This window comes from Flavobacterium sp. TR2 (assembly GCF_025252405.1).
Lineage (GTDB): Bacteria > Bacteroidota > Bacteroidia > Flavobacteriales > Flavobacteriaceae > Flavobacterium.
Genome location: NZ_CP104307.1, coordinates 614,376 through 626,489 on the forward strand (window position 1 = coordinate 614,376; position 12,114 = coordinate 626,489).

At 34.7% G+C, this 12,114-nt stretch carries 11 protein-coding genes; 7 read left to right on the forward strand and 4 right to left on the reverse strand.

What is annotated here, in order from left to right:
* The first annotated feature begins 30 nt into the window (after positions 1–30).
* From N4T20_RS03090 to N4T20_RS03105, 4 genes are all read left to right on the forward strand, one after another.
* On the forward strand, positions 31–288 hold the full coding sequence (locus tag N4T20_RS03090; RefSeq protein WP_260671658.1) for a DUF3098 domain-containing protein: 258 nt from the start codon (positions 31–33) through the stop codon (positions 286–288).
* An 88-nt stretch (positions 289–376) separates the two neighbouring features.
* On the forward strand, positions 377–1,174 hold the full coding sequence (locus N4T20_RS03095; protein ID WP_260671659.1) for an undecaprenyl-diphosphate phosphatase: 798 nt from the start codon (positions 377–379) through the stop codon (positions 1,172–1,174).
* Entirely contained in the window at positions 1,174–1,869 is a 696-nt protein-coding gene (gene truB / locus N4T20_RS03100) for a tRNA pseudouridine(55) synthase TruB (RefSeq protein WP_260671660.1), read from the forward strand. Before N4T20_RS03095 ends, truB begins: the two co-directional genes overlap by 1 nt.
* A gap of 8 nt (positions 1,870–1,877) precedes the next feature.
* Complete coding sequence (locus N4T20_RS03105) at positions 1,878–2,441, forward strand: hypothetical protein (RefSeq protein WP_260671661.1); 564 nt, start codon at positions 1,878–1,880, stop codon at positions 2,439–2,441.
* 342 nt (positions 2,442–2,783) lie between these two features.
* Here N4T20_RS03105 and N4T20_RS03110 read toward each other — a convergent pair whose 3' ends face one another.
* Entirely contained in the window at positions 2,784–3,401 is a 618-nt protein-coding gene (locus tag N4T20_RS03110; RefSeq protein WP_260671662.1) for a thioredoxin family protein, read from the reverse strand.
* A 195-nt stretch (positions 3,402–3,596) separates the two neighbouring features.
* On the opposite strand from N4T20_RS03110, the gene pyrH reads away from it, so the two are divergent.
* The 3 genes from pyrH to N4T20_RS03125 all read left to right on the forward strand — a co-directional run bounded on the left by pyrH (position 3,597) and on the right by N4T20_RS03125 (position 7,666).
* Positions 3,597–4,304 carry a UMP kinase gene (gene pyrH / locus N4T20_RS03115; RefSeq protein ID WP_008465141.1) on the forward strand — a complete coding sequence of 236 codons (708 nt, stop codon included), beginning with the start codon at positions 3,597–3,599 and terminating at the stop codon, positions 4,302–4,304.
* A gap of 182 nt (positions 4,305–4,486) precedes the next feature.
* Positions 4,487–5,050 (forward strand): ribosome recycling factor, encoded by a 564-nt coding sequence (gene frr / locus N4T20_RS03120; RefSeq protein WP_111425131.1) that lies wholly within the window; start codon positions 4,487–4,489, stop codon positions 5,048–5,050.
* Positions 5,051–5,170: 120 nt separating this feature from the next.
* The gene (locus N4T20_RS03125; RefSeq protein WP_260671663.1) at positions 5,171–7,666 is read left to right on the forward strand and encodes a DUF5686 and carboxypeptidase regulatory-like domain-containing protein; all 2,496 of its coding nucleotides are present in this window, start codon (positions 5,171–5,173) and stop codon (positions 7,664–7,666) included.
* Between the two features lie 418 nt (positions 7,667–8,084).
* On the opposite strand, the gene N4T20_RS03130 is transcribed toward N4T20_RS03125, so the two are convergent.
* From N4T20_RS03130 to N4T20_RS03140, 3 genes are all read right to left on the reverse strand, one after another.
* Positions 8,085–10,355, reverse strand: coding sequence for a cation:proton antiporter (locus N4T20_RS03130; RefSeq protein WP_260671664.1), 2,271 nt, complete (start codon positions 10,353–10,355; stop codon positions 8,085–8,087).
* Between the two features lie 204 nt (positions 10,356–10,559).
* A complete protein-coding gene (locus N4T20_RS03135; RefSeq protein WP_260671665.1) occupies positions 10,560–11,279 on the reverse strand; it encodes a LytTR family DNA-binding domain-containing protein in 720 nt (239 codons plus the stop codon).
* Positions 11,242–12,003 (reverse strand): sensor histidine kinase, encoded by a 762-nt coding sequence (locus N4T20_RS03140; protein WP_129746558.1) that lies wholly within the window; start codon positions 12,001–12,003, stop codon positions 11,242–11,244. The genes N4T20_RS03135 and N4T20_RS03140 overlap by 38 nt, the downstream gene beginning before the upstream one ends.
* Between the last annotated feature and the right edge of the window lie 111 nt (positions 12,004–12,114).

The following is a 12,114-nucleotide window of genomic DNA, read 5'->3' on the forward strand; positions in this document are numbered from 1 at the left end:
GACTTCGCTCAGGCTGACAAACACATAAAAATGAAAAACAACAACAATAAAGAAGAACAGCAAGTTCAAAAACAGGAATTCCTTTTTGACGCCATTAATTACAAAATCTTATTAATCGGAATTGCGGTTATAGCACTTGGATTTATATTAATGTCGGGCGGAGGAAGTAAAGACCCAAATGTTTTTAATGAAGACATTTTTAACTTTAGACGTATTCGTTTAGCGCCAACAACTGTTTTAATCGGTTTTGGAATCACGATTTATTCTATCTTCAAAAAATCTAAATAATTAGATTTATAGATTTCCAATTGGAATGCCCTTCGACTTCGCTCAGGGTGACAATCTGAAGTCTAAAATCTGAAATCTAAAATACTAAATGAATACATTACAAGCTATCGTTCTTGCCATTATTGAAGGAATAACAGAATTTTTACCTGTTTCTTCAACAGGACATATGATTATTGCTTCTTCTTTTTTCGGAATCGCTCACGACGATTTCACTAAACTTTTTACCATTGTAATTCAGCTTGGCGCGATCCTTTCAGTTGTAATATTGTACTTCAAACGTTTCTTCCAAACTTTAGATTTCTATTTTAAACTTTTAGTTGCTTTTATTCCTGCCGCTATTTTAGGCTTGCTTTTAAGTGATTTTATTGACAGTTTATTAGAAAACCCGGTTACAGTTGCAATTTCGCTTTTAATTGGAGGTCTAATTTTATTAAAAGTAGATGAATGGTTTAACAAACCAAATGATCCGGAAGTTTCGACTGAAATTACATATGCCAAAGCTTTCAAAATTGGTTTGTTTCAATGTCTTGCCATGATTCCTGGAGTCTCTCGAAGCGGCGCAAGTATTGTTGGGGGTATGGCTCAAAAACTGACTAGAACTTCTGCTGCAGAATTTTCATTTTTCTTAGCGGTTCCTACAATGTTGGGCGCAACTGCAAAAAAATGTTATGACTACTACAAAGCAGGTTTTGAGTTGTCTCATGATCAAATCAATATGCTTGTTATCGGTAATATTGTTGCTTTTATTGTAGCATTATTAGCTATAAAAACTTTCATCGGATTTTTGACTAAAAACGGATTTAAGGTTTTTGGTTATTACCGAATCATCGCTGGAATCATTTTATTATTGATTCACTTTTTCATTCATCCGCTTACTATAATATAATGACACCCGAAGAATATTTAGAAGGGCAGGTTTTATTGATTGACAAACCTTTAAAATGGAGCTCATTTCAAGCTGTCAACAAACTAAAATACCTTTTAATTAATAAAGTCGGACTTCCTAAAAAGTTCAAAATTGGCCATGCAGGAACTTTAGATCCTCTGGCAACAGGCCTTTTATTAATCTGCACAGGAAAGTTCACCAAAAAAATTTCTGAACTTCAAGGTCAGGCAAAAGAATATACGGGAACATTTTATATCGGAGCCACTACTCCATCGTACGATCTGGAAACCGAAATCGACCAGACTTTTCCAACAGAACATATTGATGAAGCTCTGATTTACGAAACGGTAAAACAGTTCTTAGGAGAAATCGACCAAAAACCGCCAATTTTCTCTGCCATAAAAAAAGATGGCGTTCGTTTGTACGAACACGCGCGCGCAGGAGAATCTATAGAAATTGAGAGCAGAAAAACTACTATACACGAATTTGAAATTACTAGAATTGCTCTTCCAGAAGTAGATTTTAGAGTAGTTTGTTCCAAAGGAACTTACATTCGTTCTCTTGCTTACGATTATGGAAAAGCTATGAATTCTGGTTCGCATCTAACCGTTTTACGCCGAACAAAAATTGGCGATTACGATGTAAAAAATGCAATTGATATTACTTTATTTGAAGAAGAACTCCTGAAAAAATAAAACCTTGTATGAAGAGAATTTTACTGACTATTGCATTTATTACCTTTTTTAATTCATTTATACATAGTCAGGCAACTAAATTCACATACGCACAATTTGACTTTGCTGTTTCTATAACCGGAAACCAAAACACAGACGATTCCTATTCTGGCCCAGACTCAACATCCTCAAATGCTTTTCTTGTCCCAAATGGTTTGGGTTCAAAAATTGGCTACGGAGTTCATTATAAAAAATGGCTGACATTAGGCATTCACAGTGGTATTGACTATAAATGGGATGACAAACTTGTTGCTGTTCCAGTATTTTTAAATCTTGGTTTCAGTCCAAAAGTAGGCCCAGAAACCCGAGTTATGCTACAGGCTGGTTATGGAAAAGGTTTTGCCATAGGACGCGGCAATTTGAATGGAGAATACAAAAAAATAAAGCTCGGAATTGGCTCAGATGATTTTATAATTTTTGCAGAAGTCTGTGATTATGATTTTCCGCTTCACAATCAAAAAAGCATTGGCATGATTTCTTTTGGAATAACTCTTCAGGATTTCTTTTATTATTCATCATCAGAAACAAACTGAGTATTTAGCACAAAAAAAGCACATTACAAAATTTGAAAGTAATGTGCCAAGCTCCTAAAACAAGTAATGCTGTTTCATACTCATCTCAAATTAATAGTGAGGCACATTCTTCCCTCCAAATAAAAATGTAGAAAAGAAATCATAAAATCTTTCGAATAACTTTTTCATAATAGTGTACTTTTTAATTGTTAAATATTAAATAAACACCAATAAAAAGAGTAAATCTGAAAGCTATAATAGAAGTGGGATTAGTTTTACTAAGTTACAAAATACTATTGAAGTCAAAAAGACTTTAAGATAATTTTATTAACAAATCACCTGTTTATCAACACATTAATCCGATTAAAGGCGATTATACTTGATATTTTCCATAATTTCGACTAATTCTTCCTGAACAGAAATTCCTTTATCTGCCAAATACCATAACTGGAGATCTGTTTTTATTTTTTCATCGATAGCGCCAACTTCCCTTTTATGTTTTTCCATTAATTCGGTTGCTCCTTTTGGTCTTGGTCCCCAATCGGCTCGTACAATTCCAGCTTCTTTACAAATCACGATTACTTTTGGAATTGCTCTTCCGCCGTTGGTCAAATAGTGGCTCATCAAATCGTCATTTTCATCGCGAAATGCAATTCTTAAATCGATCTTTTTATGAGAAGCCAAAGCCATTTTGTTTAAAATTGGCAATATCTGCGCCGCATCTCCGCACCAGCCCTCTGAAAGCACCAGCCAGATATAATGATTATCTAAGTTTTGAAGTTTTTCTGAAATCGATTCTGAAATGGTGATCGTTTTTTCCAGTCTATTCATTCTAGCCTCATTCAATTTAGAATAATTGGTAAGACTTTCAGACTGTTCATTCCCTGTTGATTTTCCTTCAGTCAATAAATCGGTTACTATTTTTCTGTATTCAGCATAAGAATGGCTATTGAACAATGCTTTGGCTACAATGCTTTTCATATTTGTCTAGTTTTTAGGTTACAATAAAAATACAAATTTTCGAAACACTGAGAAAATGACATTTGTCACATTTCAAATTAATTGATACCTAAGTAGATTTTAAATCTAAAATTGCAGCAAGAATTAATTTTTTGCAAACATTATTTTTAAAAATCAGAATATGTCTATATTTGCACAAATTAACGCAACACACACATGAAATATAAAAGAATTCTTCTTAAACTTAGCGGCGAAGCCCTAATGGGTGATTTACAATACGGTATTGACCCGAAAAGATTAGGCGAATATGCAGATGAAATCAAGCAGATTCACGACAAAGGAGTAGAAATTGCTATTGTTATTGGAGGAGGAAATATTTTTAGAGGCGTTGCCGGGGCAAGCTCAGGAATGGACAGAGTGCAAGGAGATTATATGGGAATGCTTGCAACTGTTATTAACGGAATGGCTTTGCAAGGCGCTCTTGAAGATAAAGGAATGAAAACACGTCTGCAAACGGCTTTAAAAATGGAATCTATTGCAGAACCATACATTAAAAGAAGAGCTGACCGTCACCTTGAAAAAGGACGAATCGTAATCTTTGGTGCTGGAACTGGAAATCCATATTTTACAACTGATACCGCTGCAGTTTTAAGAGGTATCGAAATCAATGCTGATGTTATCCTAAAAGGAACTCGTGTTGATGGCGTTTATGATTCTGATCCAGAAAAAAATGCTTCTGCGGTAAAATTTGATTTTATTTCGTTTGACGATGTAATCAAGAAAGGATTAAATGTAATGGATACTACTGCATTTACATTAAGCCAAGAAAACAAATTGCCAATCGTTGTTTTTGATATGAATAAAATCGGAAACCTTTTGAAAATCTGCGAAGGCGAAAACATCGGAACTGTTGTAAATATATAGAGTGCTTAGATTGTTAATCCCAAATTTTGGGGATGGATTAAATAGATTTTCTAAATTCTTGGCAATCATTAAGGCAATCAAAAAACAAAATAATATTAGTTAGTAAATTAGAAGAAATTATTTTTAGCATTTAAAAATGTAATCTTCTATCCTGAAATTTCGGGACAAAAAATCTAAACAAAATGACTGAAGAAATAGACTTTATTTTAGAAAGTACTGAGGAATCAATGAATGGTACTATTGCGCACTTAGAAAAAGAATTTCTTAATATTCGTGCAGGAAAAGCTTCTCCAGCAATGCTTGGAGGTGTTTTTGTAGATTATTACGGTTCTGCTACACCGCTTTCTCAAGTATCTAAAATCAGCGTTCCAGATGCTAGAACAATTACATTACAGCCATTTGAAAAAAATATGCTGCAAGCAATTGAAAAAGCAATCTTAATTGCCAACATTGGCTTTAACCCGATGAATAATGGTGATATGGTGATCATCAGCGTACCACCGTTGACAGAAGAGCGCCGTCGCGATTTGGCAAAACAAGCAAAATCTGAAGCTGAAGATGCTAAAATTGGTATTCGTAATTCTCGTAAAGATGCGAATACTGACATTAAAAAATTAGAAAAAGAGGGAACTTCAGAAGACATCTGTAAATCTGCAGAAGAAGAAGTTCAGAACTTAACAAACGCTTACATCAAAAAAATCGATGAATTATTGGCTGCGAAAGAAGCTGAAATCATGAAAGTATAAGTAAGATTTGATTATAAAAATAAAAATCCGTCTGGTTTATTGCATCAGACGGATTTTTTTATTGCTATTTTTGCATACGAAAATTAATTTCCTTTCGTTTTTGAAACTATATCATTCTGTATGAAGCTATTTTGTTTTTTGACTTTGTTTTTTACGCTTACTCTTCAGGCGCAAATTCAAATAAACGGAATCGTGACCGATTCAAACAACAAACCTCTTCCGTTTGCCACCATCACGACCTCAGAAAACAATAACACTATTACAGATGTTGACGGTAAATTTATTTTTAAAATTAGCGCCACCGCCGCATCGCTTAAAGTTTCTTATATTGGTTTTCAAACCAAAACGATTGCTTTAATTAATAACAAAACGTTTTATTCGGTAGCACTGCAACAACAAGCCGATGACTTAAAAGAAGTTGTTGTTTCTAATGAAAACCCTGCCTTAACTATAATAAAAAAGGTTATTGCCAATAAATCGATAAACGATCCTCAAAAGAAACTCAATAATTTTGAATACAAAACCTACAACAAGCTTATCGTAACCGCCAATCCAGATTCGATCGACGGCCGCATTGACACTTCTGCTGCATACAAAGATTTAAACAAAAAGACCATTAACATCGATTCTTCCGATTATAAGTTTAAAGAAATTGTAAGCAAACAGCACTTATTTCAGACTGAAAAAGTTTCTCAATATCAGTTTGGGAATAATAAATTAAAAGAAACTGTTCTGGGCACCAAAATCGCTGGTTTTAAACAGCCTATTTATGAAGTTCTGGCTTTTAATCTTCAATCTATTTCTATTTACGATTCTAATTACGAATTATTCGAAACCAAGTACGAAAATCCGATTTCTAAAAACGCTCCTTCAAGCTATAACTATAAACTGTTAGACACAGTCAGCATAAGAGGCCGCGATACGTATATGATTTATTTTAAAAACAAATCAAAACACAGAGCTTCTGGACTCGAAGGGGTTTTATACATCGATAAAGAAAATTATGCTGTCGCGAAAGCGGTAATGCGAATTAAAGGCGTACTGGACATCAGCGGCATTCATGAGTTTGAATATATTCCGAAAGAGAAAATCTGGTTTCAGAGCAATACCACTTTTAAAATCGTAAAAGGAAAAAATGACGACGATATTCGCATTTTAGGCGGTACAATTCAATTTGACGGAGATGTTGAAGAGAATTCAGAACGCAGAAAAAAAGCGGCTTCAGATTTTACATATCTGCTTTCAGAAAGCAATAGTTTTGATGTTCGCGTGAACACCGACGCGCCAATAAAAAACCCTTCGCTTTATATCGAAATTAAAGACGATGCGGCCAAAAAACCAGAAAGTTTCTGGGAAGCTTACCGAAAAGAAAATCTTGATCTAAAAAGCCAAAAAACATATTTGCTGCTCGACAGCCTATCTGTTCGAAACAGGATTGAAAAACGCTTAGGAATTGGCCGAAAGATCATTAATGGCTTTTATCCTATTGGCCCAGTCGATTTGGATTTAAAAAAGATTATAAGCTACAACAACTATGAAGGTTTTCGTCTTGGCATAGGCGGCATTACAAATGACCGTTTGTCCAAATTTTTCCGTGTGGAAGGCTATGGCGCTTATGGAACAAAAGACGGTGTTTTTAAATACAGCATCGGTGGCGGCGTTTTATTAGACAAACACACCAACACTTGGTTTAATGGCTATTACACCGACGATGTGCGAGAAATTGCGAGTACTGTTTTTTCTGTTGACAAACGCGTTTTTAAAATTTACGATCCGCGCCCGATAAACATCAGCACTTTTTATGAATATATTGGATGGCGCGCCAATGTCCAAACCAAATTTATTCCGAAAACCGAAGCTGTTTTAGAATTTTCGAGAAATTACATCGAGCCAAAATTTGATTATCTTTTTAATCTCAACGGAAAATTGTACTCCAATTATATCATGACAACAGCAATGCTTTCTATTGTTTGGGCGCCTTTCAGCAATTATATGCAGACTCCGACGGGAAGAACCGAAAGCGATAAAAAATTTCCGAGATTTACTTTCCAGTACACACAATCTCTGCCAAGTGTTCTTGAAAATGATTTTACCTTTAGCAAAATAGATTTTAAAGCCGAATACGAAAAACAGTACCTAAACCGCCAGAAAACAAGTTTACTGTTGCAGGGAGGCTTGGCAATGGGAGATGTTCCTATTACGCATTTGTACAATACAGCTCCGAATAACTTAACTAAAGAAACTGTTGTACAGCGTATCACTTTTGCGGGAAGAAATGCTTTTGAAACGATGTATTTTAACGAGTTCTTCTCTAGCCAATATCTGATGTTTCAAATTAAACATGGTTTTGACCGAATTACAATCATGAAAAAAGTTCGTCCATCATTGGTTTTAGTTACCAGAATGGCATGGGGAAGCATGGAAAATCCCGAACAGCACGTTGGCCCAGCATACAAAACGCTTGATAAAGGGTATTTTGAATCGGGAATAGAATTGAACAAAATCTTTAAAGGTTTTGGTTTAGGCGGATTTTATAGATATGGTCCAAACCAATTATTGAGATTTGAAGACAATATCGCGGTTAAGATTTCTTATGTTCTTGATTTGGGGCTATAACTTTAAAATTCATTTTTTCGCCACGAATTCACAAATTTATCTACTTACACTTGCGAAAACTTTATCGATGAATTTCACGAATTGTCGCTAGGTTAATCTTGGTAAATTTGTGCAATTTGTTGGACAAGTACTGCGTAAAAAAATCATTAAAATTCGTGAATTCGTGGCTAAAAAAAACAAACCCCAATAAGTAAAATTGGAATTTAATCCCAAAGCTTCAGGACCAAATTCCAATTTGAACGCAAAATTAACACAACGTATATCTGTAGAGACGCACCGCAGTGCGTCTACGCAACGAATATCATCATGGGTTAGACGCACTGCGGTGCGTCTCTACAGAATATTGGAACGAAATAAAAAATCCCAAACTCCAATTGATTATTGGAATTTGGGATTAAAATCTTAAAATTTCAAATTTTTATGGTTTAAGAATCAAAACTGATGGAGAATTATTTAACCAAATACTTTGAGATTCTATAAGTTTTTTCCAGCTATCCAGACTGATAATCATCAAATCTTGGCTTTCTAAAAACTCTTTCTTCAATATTCTGTCGTTCATAATCATGATGTGATTTGGGGCAATCTGCTCAATAGAACGAATGGTTTCTTGAATTTCTCTCGTATTTTTCACTTCTCCACCAGCATCTAAAACTGTAATTTGAGAACCGTTGTTATTAATTAGCTTTTTAGCATAATCAATTAAAAAAGCATCTTCTTTGCTAAAAACAGGTATAAAAACTTGATTGACTTCTTCTAGATTTTTTTCGATGAAAATTCCAACTGGCATTTTTGCTTTAGCAATAATATGTCGAGTTCTTTCATCAAATGGAGAATTTTCAAATAGGCCTTCTTTTCCTGTAAACTTATCGATCAAACGATCTGGATTTACAATTCTGGTCGTAAAACCAAGAATTTTTCCAAGCAGCGTTCCGTCAAAAATAGATTGCCCTAAACCAATCAGCAGCAGATCATATTCTCCTTGGTTGGCAGTATCAATAATATCCGAATCAATATCATTCGAAACTTTAAACAAACTCACCACATTCTGATTCAAACGCTGTGATTCCTCAATTACAGGAACTAGCATTTTGCGTTCGTGTTCTTTAATGTCAAAAGAATGCACTTCTGTGCTTAAAGACAAATGCATTGCTGTTACAATAGAATTATCTCCTTGTTTTTTAACTAAACTGTTCGCCATTTGCAGTAGCTTTTTACCTTTTTCTGGAGTAGAGAACGAAAGCAGAATTTTATACTTGCTTTTGGTTCCAATTTCTTCTGGAACAGCTGTAGCTTTATCTTTAAAAACAAACCCAATAAAATCTAATGCAGGCCCAGTCATAAAAGTCGTGATCAAAGCCATAATTACCATCATGGTAAAAATCTCTGCTGATAATACTCCAAGATCGTAACCAATATTCAGAACCACCAATTCCATTAAACCTCTTGTGTTCATTAAAGCACCGATGGATAAACTGTCTTTCCAATTTTGGCCCATAAATTTTGCAGCCAAAGCGCTTCCGAAGAATTTACCAACTACGGCAACCAAAATAATCAAACCGGTAATTTTCCATAATTCTGGATCATTCAATAATCCGATCTGCGTGCGCAAACCTGTAAACACGAAAAACAGCGGCAATAAAACAATAATCGAAACGTCTTCAACCTTTTCAATAAATATGTTTCTGAATTTGTTGTTTTCTGGCATAATTGCTCCAGCCAAGAAAGCTCCAAACAAAGCATGAATTCCAATTAATTCTGATGCATAAGAAGATATTAAAAGCGTAATGAAGAAAATGGCCACAACAGGCTTGTTCAAACTTTCGCGTGTGGCATTTAAGTCTCCTACTCTTTTTAAGAACGGACGAACAATTTTCAGCATGATAATTACATACAAAATTGCCATTCCAATTACATACAATGAACTCGAAAGCGAGCCCGCCTTTACAATGGCGATAACAACTGCCAAAATACACCAAGCGGTAATATCGTCTGCAGCGGCACAAGTAATAGCAATAGTTCCAAGCTTAGTTTTCTGCATACCGCGCTCTTGAACAATTCTGGCCAAAACAGGAAAAGCTGTGATACTCATGGCAATACCCATAAACAAGCCAAAAGAAGAAAACTCCACTCCCATTGGAGCGTATGTTTCGTAAATAAAATAAGCTAGCGACAAACCTAAAGCAAACGGAATCACAATACTCGCGTGGCTAATTACAACGGCATCGTGCGCTTTATTTTTCAGCACTTTCAAATCCAGCTCCATCCCGATTACAAACATGAAAAGGATTAAACCAATCTGGCTTAAGAACTGTAAATTGCCCAAAGATTCTTTTGGAAACAAAGCTGCTGAAAACTCTGGAAAATACATTCCGACCAAAGAAGGCCCCAATACAATTCCGGCAATCATTTCACCAATTACAGACGGCTGCCCTATTTTTCTAAAAAACCATCCAAACAAACGGGCTACTAAAATAATGGTAACGATCTGCGCCAATAAAATAGCTAACGGATGCTGCAGATTTTCGACCATAGAATGAAGAAAATCTTTCCAGTGATTGCTTTCAATTTGTTTCTTGACAATATTTCGTCCTGCTTCTAGTGCAACACCTTTTGAGATTACCCAATATATCAGCGCCGTAAAACCGCCAATAATTGTCACATAGAATATAGAGTTCTTAATGTTATTCATAACTCGTGCTTTTGATTTATTGCAGCAAATATCAGAACTGAGTTTTAAGTGAAAAAGGAAATTTCCAGCTAATTTTCAATGTATGTAACAAGTCGGAAAAACTTTGTAATAAGTTATAAAAATGATTGTCATCCTGAGCGAAATCGAAGGCTAGACATTCTTCATCGAGCTTCGATTTCGCTCAGGATCACAGAAAATCAATGACTATAATTTTACTTTTTTCAAAAAATCGGAACGATAGGTTTCGCTTAAAATTAAAGCGGTATTTTTATTAGTTTCTTCCAAATGATGAAGCACAATTTCATTATGATTAAAGAATTTTATTGCTTTTACGGCTACAATTTCTTTTTTGTTTATTCGGCAGAAATCGGCATCGGGCAGTTCTTTTAAAAGCGTATCGAATTTTACATTTTTCAAATTCAAAAAACTTCCATCGGCAAGCAGAACCGTTTTGTCGCGGCTATCGCTCGCTGCAGTTTTTATATATTGGATTTTATTAAAATACAGCAGCGTTTTTCCTTTGTCTGTATTAAGCTGAATGAATTTTTTATCTGAATTCGATTTTTCAAAACGTTCAAAAGCTTTTGCGATCGCTTTTTGCAGACGTTCCAATTTTACAGGTTTCGTAATGTAATCTACCGCATCAATATTAAACGCTTCGGCAGCATATTCTTTGTATGCCGTACAAAAAATAACCAATTTGTCCTGCAGTTTTTCTGCCAGATGCAATCCATCAATTCCAGGCATTTCAATATCCGAAATCAGTAGATCAAAATCCAAATCAGGAATATCAGACAGCAGCTTTTCAGGATTATTAAATGTTTTTACGATTTCCAATTCTGGAATTTGTTCGCAAAGCATTTTAAGGTAGGTTAATCCCGGAATTTCATCGTCCAGAAGCAAGCATTTCAGTTTTGTATTCAAGTAAATCAATTTTTAGATGCGCAATATAGACATCATTTTCTATAAACTTATCGAGTTTAAAATTATTCTTATAAATAATGCGAAGACGATGTTCGAGCGTAGCATGGCCAAAACCGCTTCGTTCTTTTTTCAATACTTTTTTATCTGAGATTTTATTGGAAACTGTCATAAAAAAAGCATTGTTTTTAAACTCAAAAACTACCGAAATAAAAGCATCGGCACTTTGCAGATCGGCATGTTTAAAAGCATTTTCAATTAAATCAATCGAAATTAAAGGCGCCAGCAAAGGCTGATCATACAATTTATCTTCCTGATTGATATTGGTTTTGACTTTGAGTTCGAATAACGGACTGATTTTAATTTTATTGATTTCGATTAGATTCATCGCAAAATCAATTTCTTCTTTGGCCGTTACAAACTTCTTTTTGCTTTCGTACAGAATGTAATCCAAAACATTTGCTAATTTATCCAGAGCAAAATACGTCTGATACGCGTGCGACTGAATCGAGTTGAGAATGTTCTTAAACAAATGCGGATTCAGTTTTGACTCCAAATTCTCCAATTGCAAATCATTGACTTTTGATTCTAAGGCATAAAAACTTTTCTCTGCATCTTCTTTTGCTTTTTTGGTTTGCATTAATTGATACACCATAAAACAAATGATCACGATTAAGAGCAATAGAATTGCCAAAAAGATAAAAGTTGTTGTATTGTTTTCCTGCATTGGCTGTTTACATTTAATGGACAAACTCCTGAATAAAATTACTGAATCTGCTCTAATCTATCGAATCGAGGTGAGACTTTTTTATAAAGAGAGCAGCCTCATTTTAATTTT

Excerpts from the sequence above, each read along its gene's own strand:
- N4T20_RS03095 (WP_260671659.1), top strand. The coding sequence starts at position 377 with ATGAATACATTACAAGCTATCGTTCTTGCCATTATTGAAGGAATAACA.
- frr (WP_111425131.1), top strand. The coding sequence starts at position 4,487 with ATGACTGAAGAAATAGACTTTATTTTAGAAAGTACTGAGGAATCAATG.
- N4T20_RS03140 (WP_129746558.1), bottom strand. The coding sequence starts at position 12,003 with ATGCAGGAAAACAATACAACAACTTTTATCTTTTTGGCAATTCTATTG.
- truB (WP_260671660.1), top strand. The coding sequence starts at position 1,174 with ATGACACCCGAAGAATATTTAGAAGGGCAGGTTTTATTGATTGACAAA.
- pyrH (WP_008465141.1), top strand. The coding sequence starts at position 3,597 with ATGAAATATAAAAGAATTCTTCTTAAACTTAGCGGCGAAGCCCTAATG.
- N4T20_RS03105 (WP_260671661.1), top strand. The coding sequence starts at position 1,878 with ATGAAGAGAATTTTACTGACTATTGCATTTATTACCTTTTTTAATTCA.
- N4T20_RS03125 (WP_260671663.1), top strand. The coding sequence starts at position 5,171 with ATGAAGCTATTTTGTTTTTTGACTTTGTTTTTTACGCTTACTCTTCAG.
- N4T20_RS03130 (WP_260671664.1), bottom strand. The coding sequence starts at position 10,355 with ATGAATAACATTAAGAACTCTATATTCTATGTGACAATTATTGGCGGT.
- N4T20_RS03110 (WP_260671662.1), bottom strand. The coding sequence starts at position 3,401 with ATGAAAAGCATTGTAGCCAAAGCATTGTTCAATAGCCATTCTTATGCT.
- N4T20_RS03090 (WP_260671658.1), top strand. The coding sequence starts at position 31 with ATGAAAAACAACAACAATAAAGAAGAACAGCAAGTTCAAAAACAGGAA.